The sequence below is a fragment of the Streptomyces sp. NPDC057939 genome (assembly GCF_042887545.1).
Classification (GTDB): Bacteria; Actinomycetota; Actinomycetes; order Streptomycetales; family Streptomycetaceae; genus Streptomyces.
This window is the reverse complement of record NZ_JBHVPG010000059.1, coordinates 36,915-53,358: the sequence shown is the minus strand read 5'-3', so window position 1 is coordinate 53,358 and position 16,444 is coordinate 36,915. Positions and strand designations below refer to the sequence as shown.

The window sequence follows — 16,444 nt, the reverse complement described above, 5'->3', positions numbered from 1 at the left end:
CTTACGCGCTGCGCGCGTAAGAGAGAGACGGCCTCGCTGCGCTCGGCGCTCGGGCTTCGCCCGAGCAGGGCCGGCCCTTCGGGCCGGTGTCCTGCGCTTCGCTTCGGACTGGTTCGGGCTTCGCCCGAACCGCTCGCTCTGCGAGCAGGAGTGACCCCGTTTCACGGGGTCCGGGCCTTCGGCCCGTTGGGGTGGGGTCGCTCCGCTCCTCACCCCTGACCCTTTCGGCTTCGCCTCCATGATCGGCCCGCTACGGGCGGCCAGCTGCGGACCAGGGTGGTGTTGGACTCTCCGAATGGGGCGAGTCAGCCCCGGAAGCCCTAACTCTCCCATTTCTAGAACCGGCCTGCTCCGCAGGGCGCGAGCCACTAAAAGGGCAGGTCAGGTTGGGTGTGGGCGTGGTTTGAGAGGTGCTTGAAGGGGGCTTGGGGTTGTCTTGGGGAGGGGTTGATGGGTGTTAACGCCGTTAATGCTTCGGGTGGTGGTGATTCAAAGTGATGTGGGGATAGAGATAGGAACCGGTCAGGTTCAGCGTGGTTATGGACAGACTGTCCGGCCGTCGTTGGCGGGGGTAGGAGTTGATGAAGCGTCAGGAAAGTGTGTGGTTGTGGGGATCGGGACTGCGTTCAGTGCGCGCAGCGCGGTAGGGGACGGCCTATAGAGGGTACGGAGATGCGTTTTCGCAGGTCAGGCGGGGTGTGGGGGGAAAGTTATGTCCCCTCAGGAGGGACATAACTCGGGGGATGTGTCGCTGGTGGGGGGACAGAACGACGGCAAAACGTCAGTGAGGCTGACGGTTTTTGGGCTAAAACGTCAGGGAGGCTGACGTTCTTCCGGAGATGTGCCCGTTAACTGCGTCGGGGGGCGGCTCGGTTGGGTGGGGGAGGCCGGTGGGGGGTTGCTGGGGGCCGTGGCCGAGATGTGTCCCTCCTGGGGGGACACAAGACACGCCGAACGTCAACGAGCGTGACATTAGTGTCACCCTTGTTGACATACTCTCTCTGCAGATCAACGAAGTGGAGAGCATCCTCGTGTCATCAGAGCCACAGCGCCGCCGGCCGAGTCCGTCGCGCGCGCCGCGTCCTGATCTCCCCGTTGATGACGCGATTTCGGCGTGGAGTCAGCCGCTGGCTCCGGTCAAGGACCTGGACAGTCTTGCCAAGCGGTATCCGAGCCGGAAGCTCACGCTGGACGGTGAGCGCAAGCCGCTGGAGTTCTACGGGACGCAGAGTCAGCCAAATGCGTTTTCGATGGACAGCCTGGAGTTCTTCCTGGTCATCGCGCAGTACTTCCGTGAAGCGCTGCCGTTGAGGCTGATCCTGCTGCTCATCGCTTGCCAGCGGGCGGGGGGGCGGATTCCACTTACCCAGGAGGAGATGGCTACGATCCTTGACGTCAGTCGGACAAAGACGTCGGAGGCGCTGCACACCGTCATGTCTCATGGGATCGTCTTCAAGGTGCGGCGGGGTGTGTACCAGTTCAACCCGCCCTACAGTTACCGGGTGGCTGAGTTCATCCCGGGTACGGAGACGGCGGGTGAGTTCGTGAAGGTGGAGCAGCACAGCACCATCTCGCAGATTCGCAGCGATACGAGCCTGCCCGACCTGGTGCGGTTCCCGTCGCTGGACCACATGCGGCAGGCAATCGAGGAACTGCGGGCCGAACGGTCCAAAGAGCGCGCTGCACGTCGGCTGAGCCGGGTGCAGCGCAAGGAAGAAGGGACAGCTCAGTGAGCACCTTGCGATTCGCTGCGGTCAACGCCGACGGGCTTCTCTCCGACCTCGACCTTCCGCCTGCGGCGTACCGCGTGCTGCTGAAGCTGCGTTCGCTGAGCGAGCCCGGGGGCCGGATCCTCATCGATCAGGCCACCATCGGGGGTCTCCTGGAGCTGAGCAGGCCGAGCGTGAACGCCGCGCTGCGGAGCCTGGAGCTCGCGAGACTGGTGCGGAAGGTCAGGAACGGGGTTTACCAGATCAATCCGATGCTGGCCGGGTACAACTCGTTCGAGGACGCGGTGGCCGCCGTCAACGAGATGCCGGCCGAGGAGCGTCTGGACGCGCGCGGGTACGTGGCCAGCTATCACGAGGCCGTGGCGGCCTATCAGGACCAGCTCGCCGAGCAGCGCAAGAAGCGGGCGGCGCAGGCGGCGGCGAAGAAGGCTGCGGAGTCGAAGCGGCGGAGGACGTTGCACGCCGTGGGGTAGTGGTATTGCTGAGGGGGCCTGAGGCCCCCTCAGGCGCTTTGGAGGGCCCCGGGTATATCCCGGGGCCCTCCTGGGTTTTCAGGGGCGGAGAGGGGCGTGTGGGGCTTCGTCAGAAGGCGAAGTCGACGTAGTCGATGTCGGTGAACTCCACGAGGAGGGACGTGGCGCGGGCGCCGTTGTCCTTGAAGTAGATCTCCTGGAGGGCCTCGGCGGTGATGTGGCGCAGTTGGGCCTCGGTGGCGCCGGCGTCCTGGGCGGCGAAGAGGCGGCTCGCGTACTCCGGGGGGAGGTGTTGGGTGATGCGGCGCATGCGGCCGTCGTCGGTGGTGCCGGGGGCCGCGGTGAAGCCGAACCGGGCGCGGGTCTCGATGACGAGGCCGGTGGTTCGTGCGGCCTGGTCGCGGGCGCGCTTGCGGACCAGGGGCTGCCAGCGGCGGCGTACCTCCGCCTCCAGGCGGGCGGCGAGTTCGGGCTTCGGCTGCTTGATCTGGTTCTTGACGTAGCGCTCGACGGTGCGTTGGGAGATGCCGAGCGCCGCGGCGACGGCCTTGGTGGTCTTGAGCTGCTTGACCAGGAAGCGGACCTGGGCGCCGGCGGACTTGGGGATCGGGCGGGTGAAGTGGGGTTCGTCGGCCTTGGTGAGGCTGTCGGAGATGTCGTCGGGCATGGGTTACTCGCCGTCTGCTGCTGCGTCGTGGCCCTTGATGTGGCGGGCGGGGTTGAGGCCTTCGTCGAGCATCTGCACGGCCCACAGGAGGGGCTGGGTGCCTTCGTGCTTGACCATGCCGGGGCTGACGCCGAGGCGGAAGCCGCCGGGTACGGGCTTGCCCTCGGGGGTGTGGGGGAGGAAGTCCAGGGGGTCGGGGCCGTCGGAGAGGTAGACCGCGCAGTCCGAGAGGACCGCGACGGGGTACAGGTCCGCCGCCGTGGCGAGTTTCTGCATCTTGCGGTGCATGTTGACGCGGGCCGTGGAGATGACGGCCGCGCGGATGTCGGGGCGCCAGGTGGGGCGTTCCAGGGCGGGCCAGGCCTCGCCCGGTCGGTAGCCGGCGCCCTGGGGGCGTTCGCGGAGTTTGCCGATGCCGCCCTTGACCGTCGCCTTGATGGCCGACAGGACGGCGGTGGAGGTGCTCGGGTGTTCCTTGTACGTGGTCATGGCGCGGAGGAACTCGGGCGCGGTGAGGGCCGGGGTGACGCCGAGGTCGGCCATGGTCGCCAGGTAGGCGTCGCGGAGCCGGGTGTACCAGGCGTCGAGGTAGGGGCCGCTGTCGGGGCGGATCCAGGCCTCGGTGGGACGGACGTCGAGGCCGAGTTCCTGGGCGTAGGCCAGGGTCGGGGTCGCGTACCAGGCGGGGCCGGTGGGGGAGGTGCCGTGAGGGGTGAACGGGTTGGGGAGGCGGGGGTCGAGCCGGAACGACGAGAGGTCCGCCAGCCAACAGCCGGGGGTCTTGGGGTCGAAGCGCGGGGTGGTGGTGTGGGTCGCCGGGCCGAGGCCGACCAGGAGGCGGTTCGCGGCCGCCGCGAAGGCCATGTTCACGTCGATGCCGACCGCGTGGGTCCGGGCGCACTCGGCGTCGGTGAGGAGCTCCGGGTCGCGGATCCAGTCGTAGGCCTCCTCGTCGAGGACCTCGTCGGGGGTGCGTTGGTGGGCGCGGGGGTAGAGCGCGGCGACGACCGGGTGTTCGTCGGGGGCCTCGGGCGGGGCGGGGTCGACGGGTCGGGTGAGGGAGCCGGCGACGGGGGCTGAGACCCAGGTGTTGGTCGCCTGGTCGCGGGCGGCCCGGGTGGGCGGGCGCAGGGCCGTCATCAGTTCCAGGCCCGTGACGGCGGTCGAGCCGCGGGGGGTCAGGACGCGGGCGGCGTAGGTGGTGAGGAGCTCGGCGAGTTCGGGTGCGGGGAGCTCCGAGGTGTCCTCGCCCCAGGCGCGGGAGTCCAGGGCGCCCCAGGGGAGGACCGCGAGCTGTACGCATTGGCGGCCGGTGCCGGGAGTGGCAGGCCGGTAGATGCGCGGCCAGGGGCCGAAGCCGCGGCGGGTGAGTTGCCACTTGGCCTTCGCGAGCTGCTTCACGACGGGGTGGTTGTCGGGGAGGCGCAGGGCGCGGCGGTCTTCGAGGGTGAGGGGGAGACCGAGGGCCTCGGTGGCGGCGGCGGTGAGGACGAGGAGGGGGTCGCCGTCCTTGCCGTTGCGGTGGAGGCGGGGTGCGCGGAGGTCGGCGTCGGGGCCGAGGGCCCAGGTGACGAGGTCCGGCAGCCCGGTGGTGGGGTGGGGGAGGACGAGGCCGCCGGTGGCGTGGGCCTGGCCGGTGCCGTCGAGGACGGCAAGGGGGCCGTGGCCTTCTACGGGGAGGGGGGTGCGGGGCTTGGGGTGGGGGGTCGCCCGTTGCGGGTGGGGTGCCGTCCGGGGGGTGGGGGCCGCGGAGGGGTGGGGAGCGGTGTTAACGGCGTTAACGCCGTTAACAGGTGCCGGGTTCGATGGTGGCTCGGTGGGGGCCGGGGCGCTGACGGTTTCGACGGGGCCCGGGGAATGGAGCGGTGTGGGGGGCGGCGAAGCGTTAACGCCGTTAATGGTCGCGGAGGGGCGGGGTGGATCGGTGGGGGGAGGGGGCGGGGTGTTAACGGCGTTAATGCCGTTGATGGGGTGGAGGGTGGCGAGGCCTTCGAGGAGGCGGGCGTAAGCGGCGCGCTTCGGGGGGCGGGGAGCCGTGCGGCCGGTCTCCCAGGAGGTGACCGTCTCGCGGCGGACGGACAGGGCCTTGGCGATCTGGTCCTGGCTGAGGCCGGCGGCCTCGCGCAGGCGCTTGCGTTCGTCGGGGTGGGGCAGGCCGTCCTGTGCCGCCGCTTCTTCGAGCAGCGCGTCGACCGCTGCGAAGAGAGCGGTCTGGTCGTTCATCTCGCTCATTACTACCTCCGGGTGCAGCCTATGCGAACCGCACTGTTGAACGCACGTGAAACGCACGTGGGGGCGTTAACGGCGTTAATGCCGTCACCGCCCCCGGCGTGGGTGCCTGGCTCAGATCCGCTGCATCAGCAGCTCGGTGACGGCTTTCAGGTCGTCCGGAGTGAGGTGAGCGGTGAGGGCGTCCGCGATGGTCTCCGGGGAGTGGGTGGAGATCGTGATGCGGGGGGAGGGGGCGGGCGCGGGGGAGGGGGAAGGGGAAGGGGTGGCCTTCACGGCGTTAACGGCGTTAACGCCGTTAACGGTCGGCGGTGCCGGGCGGGTGCGCTGGCGCGGGGGGTTAACGGCGTTAATGGTGTCGCTGGCGGCGGCGGCCTGGTCCTCCTGGGGGAGGCGGCCGATGCGGCGGGCCGGCTCGACCTTGAGTTCGCCCGTCTCCACCTTCTCCTGGAGCGTGGGGGTCAGGTTGAGCAGGGTCAGGCGCTGGGACACCCAGGCCGCCGTCTTGCCGAGCCGCTTGGCGACCTGGGCCTGCGAGCCGTGGACCTCGACGAGTTCCTGGAGGGCGCGAGCCTGGTCCATGGGGGCCACGTCGACCCGGTGCACGTTGGCGATCAGTGCCGATTCGAGGATGTCCGCCGCGGAGGCGGACAGGGAGTCGTTCACGTGGATGTGCATCGTCTTGAGGCCGGCGAGGTGGGCGGCCGCCAGGCGCCGGTTGCCGTCGATGACCACGTACGGGGCCCGGCCCAGGCCGTCGGTCTGGCCCGGGTGGGCCTCCATGAACGCCATGCGGGTGACGACCGCGAGGGGCTGGAGCTGGCCGCGGACCATGAGGGACTGGGCCAGCTCGTCGAGGTCCGTGAGGTCCTCGCGGAGGTTGAAGGGGTTGTGGGCGAGGGCCTCGATGGGCACCTCGGACGGGGGGACGACCCCGGAGGTCGGAGCGCCCGTCGCCTCGGCGATGGCCGCACGGCGGGAACTGACGCCGACCGGCTGGGCGCGGGCGAAGGAAGCCGAGACTCCGAGTTTGTCGGCCTTGCTCATGAGATCTCCCTGGCGAGCGCGCGCAGGGCGACGGCCTGTTCGCCCCTGGGTGCGTAGACGAACAGCGGCTGCTTCACACGTACGGCCTCGCGCTGTTCCTTGAGGTCGGGGACGATCGCCACGACCCGCGGATCCTTTATGTCCATCCAGGCCTGCAGGGAGGACGTGGCGATGTAGCCGCGGCGGCCGTCGTAGAGGTTCACGACGAGGCCGAGGTAGTCGATGTCGAGGCTGAGGTCGTCGCGCAGATCGTTGATCTGGGAGGTGAGCAGGTCGTACGCGTCGGCGGAGGAGTCCTCGGCCTGTACGACGATCAGCGCGCCGGAGGTGCCCGGCTGTTCGGTGTCGCGGCGGCGGCCGTAGTAGATGGCGGCGTCCATGCTGAGGCCGAGGCTGGGCGGGCAGTCGATGAGGATGACGTCGTAGTCGGCCTCGACGGGGGACAGGGCGCGTTCGAGGGCGGCCTCGCGGGCCCGGACGGTGGACAGTCGGACGTCCAGGAGGAACGCGTCCGTGCACGCGGGCAGGATGTGGAGGCGGTCGCCGAAGCGGTCGTCGGGGATGGTGACGATGAGGTCCGAGAGCGGTCCCTTGGCCTCGCCGGCCATGTGGCAGGTGAGGCTGTCGCCGCCGATGGGGAGGGGCTGCCGGCCGAGTTGCTTGGTCAGGTGGCCCTGCGGGTCGAAGTCGACGAGCAGGACGCGCATGCCCAGGCCCGGGAGGTCTTCGAGGTCCAGGGGCGACGTGGTGGTCGGTGCCGCCTGCTCGGGGTGCTCCTCGTCCTCCACCGGGGCGAGGCGCGCCAGCTGGCGCGCGATGCGGACCGGGTGGAGCGATTCCGGGTCCTCGGCGAGGGCCTCCGCGGTGCCCGCGGTGACGGCCGTCTTGCCGACGCCGCCCTTCTGGTTGCACACCACGATGCGGCGCACGACCGCGGGCCGCTTCACGGTGGGCGCCGGGTTCATCTCCAGCCAGAGGCGCACCGCCTGCGCGAGTCCCTGGGTGAGGGAGATGCCACGGTCCTTGGAGTCCGCGCGGAACGACTCCCACTGGCCGGCGGGCAGCCAGGTGGAGAACGACTCGGCGCCGGACGTGTCGACGGGGGAGGGGGCGGAGGCGAGGGCGCTCCAGTGGGCGATGCCCTGGTGGACGGCGTCCTGGATGTCGATCCGCAGTTGGGCGGTGCGGATCTTCAGTTCCTGGCGGAGCCACGGGGGGAGCTTGGAGACGACCTTCTCTCGGTCGCTCTGGGACGAGGGCGAAGTCATGAGAGGGACTTTACTAACGTTCTTGAGTGTTCGTGAGCGCCACGCCTGAGTTTTGCTAACGAAGTGGGCGCAGACACGCCAGGGCGACCCCGCACCCGCCGTGGCGAGCACCCCCGTGGTTCACCACGGCGTGTGCGAGGCCGCCCTGGACGTACCGTCAGCCGGCCGTGACCGCTTCGGAGTTCGGGGAGATGGCGTTCGGGGAGGTGGGGTCCGGGGAGGTGGGGTCCGGGACGTGCCGGGACGGCAGACCGAGTTGGAGCCGGCAGGTGGGCGAGCCCGACGGGTCGAAGAGGGGGATGCGGTCCGCGGGCACGATGCCCGGCAGGAGGTGCTTCCACAGGTCGACGACCCGGGTGTGCAGGTCCTCGCGGGAGGTGCGGACGTACGAGGTCACCTGGATCCCGGTGAACGAACCGACGATCAGTGTCGAGAGGTCGTACGTGTTGAGCGCGGGCAGGATGTCGCCCCGTTCCTGGGCCGGGGTCAGGCACTGCTGACAGGTGTCGATCCAGGCGTTGTAGGGCGACGGGTCAGGGTGCGTGAACGAGCCGAACTCGATGACGAGGCGGATGCCGGCGCGGATGCGGACGTTGGTGCGCAGCCCGAACGCCATCCGGTGCGTCAGGTCGATGGCCGTTTGCAGACCCGGATCCACGATCGCGGGGAGGCCCTCGGACACCTGGAACTGCTCGTCCATCAGGGTGCGTGCCAGGGCTTCCTTGGACTGGAAGTGGAAGTACAGGGCGCCCTTGGTGACTCCGGCGTACTTCACCACGTCGCTGAGGCTGGTGCCCCCGAACCCGCCCTGGTCGAAGGCGACGGCCGCGCCGTCGAGGATCGCCTGTCGGGTGATCTCGGCCCGTTCTTGCCTGACCCTCGCCACGTGGGCATCTCCTGTTGTCGGTTCCGTTCGCTGGTTCGGGATCAATGTAGTGGGCGTGGTTCAAAGAAAACCAGTCGCCAAGTACTTTTTTGGCGGTCCGGCGAGGGGCTTTCACATGGTCTGGTGCGTATTGGGGTGTTACTGATTGGTGGAACAATCCGCCGAGTCGGCGGGCGGGTGTTAACGCCGTTAAGTGAGGCAGAGGGTTCCGGTTAACGGCGTTAACGGCGTTAACGCCGACGGCCCGTGGCGGGGCTCAGGGGCCGATCCTCCGCGCGGCCGTCACGGCGACCGGTGCGACCGGTTCGGGGAAGCCCTCGGAAGGTCGCCGTTCCGGGAGATGGCCGTCGGCGGCGTCCGCGCCGCCGACGGCGGAGGTCAGCGGGTGGTCCAGCCGCCGTCCACCGACAGGGTGGTGCCGACGACGAAAGAGGCTCGGTCGCCGCAGAGCCAGGCCGCTGCTTCGGCGATCTCCGAGGGTTCCGCGATGCGGGGGAGGACGGCCGCGTTGAGGAGGACCTGCTCCATGTCCGGGTTCTGCTGGAGCCAGAAGTCGATCAGCTCGCTGCGGGTGGTGCCCGGCGCGATCGCGTTGATGCGGATGTTCTGGGCCGCGTACTCGGAGGCCGCTGCCTTGGTCAGTCCGATGACCGCGTGCTTCGAGGCGATGTAAGGGGAGGTGGCCGGGGTCGCGACCAGGCCCGCCGTGCTGCTGTTGTTGACGATGACGCCGCCCCCGGTCTCCAGCATGGCGCGGATCTCGTGGCGCATGCAGTGCCAGACCCCGCGGACGTTGGTGTCCATGATGGTGTCGTAGTCCTCCTCGGGGAGGAGGTGCATGGGGGCGGGGACCGTGGACGTACCCGCGTTGTTGAAGGCGGCGTCCAGTCGGCCGAAGGAGGCGACGGCCGTCTCGACGGCCCTGGCGACGTCCTCGGAACGTGAGACGTCCCCGACGACGTAGTGGGCCTGGTGGCCGTCGGCTCGCAGCTCGTCCGTGAGCGCGGCCAGTTCCTTCTCCCGGCGGGCCATGAGGGTGACCGACGCGCCCTCCCTACAGAACACGCGAGCGGCTGCCGCCCCGATGCCGGCGCTCGCTCCGGTGATCAAAGCAGAGCGACCTGCCAAACTTCCCGTGCTGTCCTTCTTCTTCATCACGCGAACGTAACACGACACCACGGATTGAAGTGATCCCTGGTCAGAAGGTATTTCATACCCGTTGACCCGTTGTGCGTCCGCGGGCTCCGGCGAGAGTCCGGTTGCCCTCCGGCGCCGCCGCAGACTGTGGCCGCCAGGATCTTGTACCCCTGTCCTGGGGGAATGCTGCGTATGCGGCAAATGCGGTGTGGAGCCCCCATGGTCAAGCAGGAGCGTGCGGCACGCACGCGGGAATCCCTCGTGCGCGCCGCCGCGGAGGCGTTCATCGAGGACGGCTTCGCCGCCGCCTCGATCGCGGGTATCAGCGGGAGGGCCGGAGTGACCTCCGGTGCCCTGCACTTCCACTTCGGTGGCAAGGACGAACTCGCCCGGATCGTCGAAGAGCGGGCCGTCTCCGGGCTGCGGTTGGTCTCCCGTACGGCAGGGGAGCCGGAGGGGCGGGCCGGCGATCCGCTGACGCTGCTGGTCGATTCGACGTACGCGCTCATGGCACTGCTCGCCGGGGACGTCGTCGTACGTGCCGGCTTCGCGCTGTCCGCCGACGTGACCCACCGGAGCCGGTTCGACCTCCGCGGGCAGTGGCACGAGTGGACGCGCGGACTGATCGAAGCCGCCGGACGGGAAGGGCTGCTCGCCGAGGGAGTCACCCCTCGGGACGCGACGCCCGCGGTGGTGGCCTCCGTCGTCGGTCTCCAGGTGTTGGGCGCGGTCGACCCCGAGTGGCTGGAGGCCGACACCCTCACCGGCATCTGGTCCGTGGTCCTGCCGAGCATCGCAGCCGAGCGTTGAGAAGAGCCCTAAACAGACTGAGCGGTTTGATTTGCGGGCCCTTTGAGGTGTTAGATGAGCTTGCCCGGAGTCGGTCGCAAGCTACCGAAGGGGCTGGCGGAACAACTCTGTTCCGGTAAAAGCCCAGTTCAGAGCCGTTCTGTAGCGGATCCGGAATGTCCGTGTGCGAAAAACGGCGCGACCGGTTTTGTATTGACAAACCGCTGGGACTGTTTTCTACTGACTTTTGCGACTCATCCAAGGACAGGGGAGTACGACGTGGACATCGATGTACTGGGCGCGCTGGCCGTGCGGGAGAACGGGACCTCCATCACGCCGACCGCCCCCAAGCCCCGGCAGGTCCTGGCCCTCCTGGCCCTCCATGCCGACCAGGTCGTGCCGGTCCCGGCTCTGATCGAGGAGCTGTGGGGCGCCGAGCCGCCGCGCAGCGCCCGCACCACCCTCCAGACGTACGTGCTCCAGCTGCGCGCCCTCATCGCGACCGCCCTGGAGGACACCGACGGCACGCGGACCGCGAAGGACGTGCTGGTCACCCTGCCCGGCGGCTACCTGCTCAACAGCGGCGGCGGGACCAGCGACGTGCGGGAGTTCGACCGGCTGGCCGGTCTGGGCTACCGGGCGATGGACGCGGGTGACGCGGCCGGTGCGGCGCGACTGCTGCGCGAGGCCCTCTCCCTGTGGTCGGGCCCCGCTTTCGCGGACGTGCACGGCGGCGTGCAGCTCGACATGGAGACGCGCCGACTGGAGGAGACCCGCTTGTGCGCCCTCGACCAGCGCATCGAGGCGGACATGAAGCTGGGCCGGCACCGCGAGCTCCTCGCGGAACTGACCGTTCTGGTGAGTCGCTATCGCACGCACGAGAACCTGCACGGTCAGTTCATGCTCGCCCTGCACCGCTCGGGACGACGCGGCGAGGCGCTCGACGTGTACAAGCGCCTGCGCACCACGCTCGTACGGGACCTGGGCCTCGAACCGTCCCCGGCGCTGCGCCGGTTGCAGCGGTCGATCCTGATGGCGGGACCGGAGGCCATGGCCACGGCGCCCGCGGTGGCCGTGGCGGGCGGAACGGGCGCCAAGGCGCAGCGGCTCGTGCGGGCTTGATCCGATGCCGGTGGCGACCGCCGCCGGCACGGGGGGTGTGGACGCAGCGGGGGGCGGAAGGAGACGGAGCGGTGCAGGAGAGGTCGGAGCGGACCCGCAGGCGGTTGGTATGCGCCGGGGCCGAGATGTTCCACCGCAACGGATACGCCAACGCGACGCTCGGCGAGATCGCGGGCGCGGCCGGGGTGACGAAGGGGGCGTTGTACTTCCACTTCGCCTCCAAGGACGAGCTGGCCGACGCCGTGCAGCGGCGCGGATGCGGGCTGTTGCACGACGCGGTGCGCGGACTACGGGAGAACGGCGCCTCCCCCCTACAGGCGCTGATCGACACGACCCACTGGTTGGCGCGGATGCTGCACGAGGATCCCGCGATCCCGGCGAGCTTCCGCATCACCAAGGAATGCGCGGGCCAGCACGTGAACGCGGTGGACTTCCACGATGCCTGGCTGACCGTGGTGAGCGAACTGCTGCGCGAGGCCCGGGACGTCGGGGAACTGCCGGTGGACGAGCCGCCCGCCGGAGCCGACGACGAGATGCCGACCTTGGACCGTTGGGAGAGCGCCGAGGCCCTGGTGGCCGCCGCGCTCTGCGGGATCGAAGTACTGGCGGGAACCGGGCTCTCCCACTGGGAGCTCCGGCGGAAGGTGGCCGCCCTGTGGGGGCTGCTGCTGCCGAGCCTGGTGGGGGAGGCACGGGTCGGGGAGTACCGGACGGGAGCCGTCGGGGCACGCACCCGTGCGGTGGGCGCGGAGCGGCGCCGGGAGTTCCAGGGGACGGGCGCGCAGGCATGACCGCCGTCCGCGCGGCACCAGCCACCGGGTGACTGTTTTCGCAGGTCGAAGTAGTCGGAAGCGATCGAGGCGACTCGACGGAGTACGGGAGGGGAAACCGTGAAGATTCAGGTTCTGGGTCCGTTGAGTGCCGAGGTCAACGGAGACTCGATCGTGCCGACGGCCGGCAAGCCGCGGCAGATCCTGGCGCTCCTGTCGCTGTACCCCGGGCGGGTCATGCCGGTGCCGACCCTCATGGAGGAGATCTGGGGGCAGAACCTGCCGCAGAGCGCGCTGACGACCTTGCAGACGTACGTCCTGCAACTGCGCCGCAGACTCGGCACGGCCATGGGGCCGGGCCGGCCGGGGGCCGCCAAGGAAGTCCTCACCACACGGCACGGCGGGTACCTGCTCCAGGTGCCGCCGGAGTCCGTGGACGTGCACTCCTACGAGACGCTGGTCGTGCGGGGCCACGCCGCGTTCGACGCCGGTGACGACGAGGGCTCCGCGGCGCTGCTGCGGGAGGCGCTCGCGCTGTGGCAGGGGCCCGCGCTGGTCGACGTACGGGTGGGGCCGGTACTGGAGATCGAGGTGCTGAGGCTGGAGGAGAGCCGGCTGGTCACGATGGAACGGCGCATCGACGTCGACCTGCGGCTGGGGCGGCACACCGAACTCCTCGCGGAGCTGACCGAGCTGACCGCGCGGCACCCGCAGCACGAGGGGATGCACTCCCAGATGATGGTCGCGCTGTACCGGTCCGGCCGGCAGGCGGCGGCGCTCGACGTGTTCCGCAGGCTGCGGCAGCGGCTCATCGGGGACCTGGGCGTCGAGCCCTCGCCACAGTTGCAGCGGTTGCACCAGGCGATCCTGGCGGTCGACCCGGCACTGGACGTGATGGCGGGCCCGAAGCGGGGATCGACCTTCGACCTGTACGCGGCCTGACCGGGCCGCGGCCCGGCCGCCACAGGGGGGCGGCCGGTGCCGGGGACCCGGGTGGCATCGTGGAGGCATGGAAGATCTTGGTGAGGCCCTCGTTCCGTTCCGGCTCGACGTGCCGCCGGAGGAACTCGACGACCTCGCGGCGCGGCTGGGGCGGGTGCGGTGGCCCGACGAGCTCGACGGGGCCGGGTGGGACTACGGCATCCCGTCGGAGCGGATGCGCGAGCTCGTCCGGTACTGGCGCGAGGAGTACGACTGGCGGGCCGCCGAGGCGCGGTTGAACGACTGGCCGCAGTTCACCACCGTCATCGACGGGGCCGGGGTGCACTTCGCGCACCTGCGTTCCCCCGAACCGGACGCCACACCGCTGCTGATGACCCACGGCTGGCCCGGATCGTTCGTGGAGTTCCAGCGGGTCGCGGGCCCGCTGACGGATCCGCGGGCGCACGGGGGCGACCCCGCCGACGCCTTCCACCTGGTGCTCCCCAGCATCCCCGGCTTCACGCTGTCCGGGCCGACCACGGAGCGGGGTTGGGAGTTCAAGCGGGTCGCCCGGGCCTTCGCGGTACTGATGGAACGGCTCGGGTACGGGACGTACGGGGTGCAGGGCGGCGACTGGGGAGCCGCGATCTCGCGCGAGCTCGGACGCGTCCGGCCCGAGCGGGTCGTCGGCGTGCACCTCAACCTGCTCCCCGGAGCCGGCGCGACCGCCGAGCCCACGGAGGCGGAACTGGCCCCGCTGAGCCCCGCCGAACGGGAACGCGCCCTGGCCTCCTGGGAGCGGTACCGCGTGTGGGCGAAGGAGCGGCAGGGCTACGCCGACATCCAGGCGACCCGGCCGCAGACCCTCGCCTACGCGCTGAACGACTCCCCGACGGGGCTGCTCGCCTGGATCGGGGAGAAGTTCGACGAGTGGAGCGACCCGCGGTGCCCCGTCGACCGGGACCTGATGCTCACCAACGTGATGCTGTACTGGCTCACGGGGACGGCCGGCTCCGCCGCCCGGATCTACTACGAGCGGGCCCACGCGCACTGGTTCGGGCAGCCGCCCGAGGTGTCGGCCACCCCGACCGCCCTCGCGGACTTCCCCCGGGACAACTTCGTACCGCTGCGGCACGTCGCCGCGCGCACCGACTCCGTCGTGCGCTGGACCTCGTACGACCGGGGCGGGCACTTCCCCGCGATGGAGGTGCCGGAACTGCTGGTCGGGGACGTCCGCGCCTTCTTCCGGGAGCTCACCGCCTCCGGCCGGACGTCCGACATGTGAAAACATCGGCGGGGCGGGTCGGTACGGCTGTGATGATCGCCCGATGAACGACGAACAGCGAACCCGCCCCGTACTGATCGGCGACGAGCGGGAGACCCTCACCAGCGTCCTGCAATGGCAGCGCGACACCCTGATGATGAAGTGCGCGGGACTGTCCGCCGAGCAGCTGCGGCGCAAGGCCGCGCCACCGTCCGGGCTCAGCCTGCTCGGGCTGGTGCGCCACCTCGCGGAGGTCGAGAGGAGTTGGTTCCGCAACGTCGTGGGCGGCGAGGACGTCCGCGGCTACTTCCCGCCGGACGAGGCCGGGGAGCGGACGGAGTTCCGGGTCGAGGACGCGGACCCGCAGGAGTCCTTCCGGATCTGGGAGGACACCTGCGAGCGCTCACGGAAGATCGTCGCCGCGCAATCCCTCGACGCCCAGGGCCGGTACGGCGACGAGGGGTACTCCCTGCGCTACGTCCTGGCGCACATGATCGAGGAGTACGCCCGGCACAACGGGCACGCCGACCTGCTGCGCGAGGCGATCGACGGGACCACCGGCGAGTAGCGGCCGCCGCGCCGGGCGCGCCGGCCGGCCCCGGTCAGGCGGGCGCGGTGCCCGTGCGGTCCACGGCGTCGAGCGCCACCTGCCACGGGAAGTGCGGCGGGGCGTCGGGGCCGGCCGGACCGGGCACGAACCCTCCCTCGCCGTACAGGACTTCGGCACCCGCCCCGCGCAGCACCGTCAGGGACTGCTCGAACTGCGGGTGGGCGGCGAGCGCGGCGTTCGTGCAGGGCATGGCCACCACCGGGACGCCCTTGCCGAGGGCCTCGGCGGCGACGCCCACGGTGAAGCGGTCGGTGAGGCCGAGGGCCCAGGCGTTGACCGAGTTGAAGGTGGCGGGCGCGAACAGCAGCGCGTCCGGGGCGGGCCACACGTCGGGCTCGCCGGGCATCTTGTACTGCCAGCGCACCGGGTTGCCGGTCAGTGCGGCGAGACCGTCGAGGCTGCCGGCCACCCACTGCGCCGCCGTCGGGGTCAGGCCGAGGCACACGTCCCAGCCGCGCGACTGGGCGTCCTCGATCACGTGGGCAACGTCGAACACGGGCGGGGCGGCGGAACAGAACAGATAGAGGGTCCTCATACGGTCATGTGATCACATTCTTTGTCCCGGGCTGTCGTTGAGGGGCGAACGTGGACGTGGACGCACGCGTATGCGGATGAGCTTTTCAGCGATGTTCCGTCGCACGGCCCGGCGGTTGACTGAGGGCATGACGAAGAACGAGAACGAGACGAAGAACGAGACGGCCCGGAAGCTCACCCTGGTCATCGGCGGCACCGGGAAGACCGGTCGGCGGGTGGCGGAGCGGCTGGCGCACCGGGGCCGGCCGGTCCGGATCGGCTCGCGCGCCGCTGAGCCCGCCTTCGACTGGCACGAGCCCGCCACCTGGGGGCCGGCGCTGGAGGGCGTCGACCGGGTGTACGTCACCTACTACCCCGACCTGGCCTTCCCCGGCGCCGCCGAGCAGATCGGCGCGTTCGCCGAGCAGGCCGTGGCGGCCGGAGCCGGCCGGCTGGTGCTGCTGTCCGGCCGGGGCGAGGAGGCCGCCGAGCACAGCGAGCACCTGCTGAAGGCCTCCGGCGGGGACTGGACCGTCGTCCGCGCCAGCTGGTTCAACCAGAACTTCGACGAGAGCTTCTTCCTGGACCCCGTGCGGCACGGGGAGATCGCCCTGCCGACCGCCGACGCCGTCGAACCCTTCGTCGACGCCGACGACATCGCCGACGTGGTGGTGGCCGCGCTCACCGACGACCGGCACATCGGGAAGACGTACGAACTGTCCGGGCCGCGCCTGCTCACCTTCTCCGACATCGCCGCCGAACTGTCGAAGGTGACCGGCCGGGAGATCGCCTACGTGCCGGTGTCGGACGCGGACTACCGGGCGGTGCTGCGCGACCAGGGCCTGCCGGAGGACTTCGCCGACCTGTTCGCGCTGATCCTGGACGGACGCAACGCGCACCTGGTGCACGGGGTGGAGGAGGTGCTCGGTCGGCGGCCCAAGGACTTCGCGGACTACGCCCGCGAGGCGGCCGCCACCGGCGTCTGGGACCTCTGAGGGGGTCGGCGGCCGCCCGGCAC

General features: G+C 70.3%; 16 protein-coding genes. 9 read left to right on the top strand and 7 right to left on the bottom strand.

The annotated features are described in order from the left end of the window. Window positions 1–1,016 precede the first annotated feature (1,016 nt). Window positions 1,017–1,733 carry a hypothetical protein gene (locus ACFVS6_RS37185; protein WP_362884685.1) on the top strand — a complete coding sequence of 239 codons (717 nt, stop codon included), beginning with the start codon at window positions 1,017–1,019 and terminating at the stop codon, window positions 1,731–1,733. Then, on the top strand, window positions 1,730–2,203 hold the full coding sequence (locus ACFVS6_RS37180; protein WP_281208294.1) for a MarR family transcriptional regulator: 474 nt from the start codon (window positions 1,730–1,732) through the stop codon (window positions 2,201–2,203). The genes ACFVS6_RS37185 and ACFVS6_RS37180 overlap by 4 nt, the downstream gene beginning before the upstream one ends. A gap of 109 nt (window positions 2,204–2,312) precedes the next feature. On the opposite strand, the gene tpg is transcribed toward ACFVS6_RS37180, so the two are convergent. The 6 genes from tpg to ACFVS6_RS37150 all read right to left on the bottom strand — a co-directional run bounded on the left by tpg (window position 2,313) and on the right by ACFVS6_RS37150 (window position 9,455). Continuing rightward, window positions 2,313–2,870, bottom strand: a complete 558-nt coding sequence (gene tpg / locus ACFVS6_RS37175; RefSeq protein WP_388904717.1) for a telomere-protecting terminal protein Tpg — start codon at window positions 2,868–2,870, stop codon at window positions 2,313–2,315. 3 nt (window positions 2,871–2,873) lie between these two features. Next, window positions 2,874–5,093 (bottom strand): telomere-associated protein Tap, encoded by a 2,220-nt coding sequence (tap, locus tag ACFVS6_RS37170; protein WP_389710968.1) that lies wholly within the window; start codon window positions 5,091–5,093, stop codon window positions 2,874–2,876. Window positions 5,094–5,213: 120 nt separating this feature from the next. Then, window positions 5,214–6,146 carry a ParB/RepB/Spo0J family partition protein gene (locus ACFVS6_RS37165; protein WP_389710966.1) on the bottom strand — a complete coding sequence of 311 codons (933 nt, stop codon included), beginning with the start codon at window positions 6,144–6,146 and terminating at the stop codon, window positions 5,214–5,216. After that, window positions 6,143–7,414: a ParA family protein gene (locus tag ACFVS6_RS37160; RefSeq protein ID WP_389710965.1), complete on the bottom strand. Its 1,272-nt coding sequence runs from the start codon at window positions 7,412–7,414 to the stop codon at window positions 6,143–6,145. Before ACFVS6_RS37160 ends, ACFVS6_RS37165 begins: the two co-directional genes overlap by 4 nt. Before the next feature lie 157 nt (window positions 7,415–7,571). Next, window positions 7,572–8,300, bottom strand: a complete 729-nt coding sequence (locus ACFVS6_RS37155; protein WP_389710964.1) for a ScbR family autoregulator-binding transcription factor — start codon at window positions 8,298–8,300, stop codon at window positions 7,572–7,574. 378 nt (window positions 8,301–8,678) lie between these two features. After that, a complete protein-coding gene (locus tag ACFVS6_RS37150; RefSeq protein ID WP_389710963.1) occupies window positions 8,679–9,455 on the bottom strand; it encodes an SDR family NAD(P)-dependent oxidoreductase in 777 nt (258 codons plus the stop codon). Window positions 9,456–9,656: 201 nt separating this feature from the next. Between ACFVS6_RS37150 and ACFVS6_RS37145 the strand changes: the two genes are divergently transcribed. From ACFVS6_RS37145 to ACFVS6_RS37120, 6 genes are all read left to right on the top strand, one after another. Next, complete coding sequence (locus ACFVS6_RS37145) at window positions 9,657–10,247, top strand: ScbR family autoregulator-binding transcription factor (protein WP_389710962.1); 591 nt, start codon at window positions 9,657–9,659, stop codon at window positions 10,245–10,247. 258 nt (window positions 10,248–10,505) lie between these two features. Next, window positions 10,506–11,348 (top strand): BTAD domain-containing putative transcriptional regulator, encoded by an 843-nt coding sequence (locus tag ACFVS6_RS37140; RefSeq protein WP_389710961.1) that lies wholly within the window; start codon window positions 10,506–10,508, stop codon window positions 11,346–11,348. 71 nt (window positions 11,349–11,419) lie between these two features. Beyond that, window positions 11,420–12,139 (top strand): ScbR family autoregulator-binding transcription factor, encoded by a 720-nt coding sequence (locus tag ACFVS6_RS37135; RefSeq protein WP_389710960.1) that lies wholly within the window; start codon window positions 11,420–11,422, stop codon window positions 12,137–12,139. A 99-nt stretch (window positions 12,140–12,238) separates the two neighbouring features. Continuing rightward, window positions 12,239–13,060: a BTAD domain-containing putative transcriptional regulator gene (locus tag ACFVS6_RS37130; protein WP_389710959.1), complete on the top strand. Its 822-nt coding sequence runs from the start codon at window positions 12,239–12,241 to the stop codon at window positions 13,058–13,060. A 67-nt stretch (window positions 13,061–13,127) separates the two neighbouring features. Then, the gene (locus tag ACFVS6_RS37125; RefSeq protein ID WP_389710958.1) at window positions 13,128–14,324 is read left to right on the top strand and encodes an epoxide hydrolase family protein; all 1,197 of its coding nucleotides are present in this window, start codon (window positions 13,128–13,130) and stop codon (window positions 14,322–14,324) included. Between the two features lie 43 nt (window positions 14,325–14,367). Further along, on the top strand, window positions 14,368–14,871 hold the full coding sequence (locus ACFVS6_RS37120; RefSeq protein WP_389710957.1) for a DinB family protein: 504 nt from the start codon (window positions 14,368–14,370) through the stop codon (window positions 14,869–14,871). Window positions 14,872–14,905: 34 nt separating this feature from the next. Here ACFVS6_RS37120 and ACFVS6_RS37115 read toward each other — a convergent pair whose 3' ends face one another. After that, window positions 14,906–15,448 carry a flavoprotein gene (locus ACFVS6_RS37115; RefSeq protein ID WP_389710956.1) on the bottom strand — a complete coding sequence of 181 codons (543 nt, stop codon included), beginning with the start codon at window positions 15,446–15,448 and terminating at the stop codon, window positions 14,906–14,908. 127 nt (window positions 15,449–15,575) lie between these two features. Here ACFVS6_RS37115 and ACFVS6_RS37110 point away from each other — a divergent pair, with 127 nt between their 5' ends. Next, window positions 15,576–16,421, top strand: coding sequence for an NAD(P)H-binding protein (locus ACFVS6_RS37110; RefSeq protein ID WP_389710955.1), 846 nt, complete (start codon window positions 15,576–15,578; stop codon window positions 16,419–16,421). Window positions 16,422–16,444 lie beyond the last annotated feature (23 nt).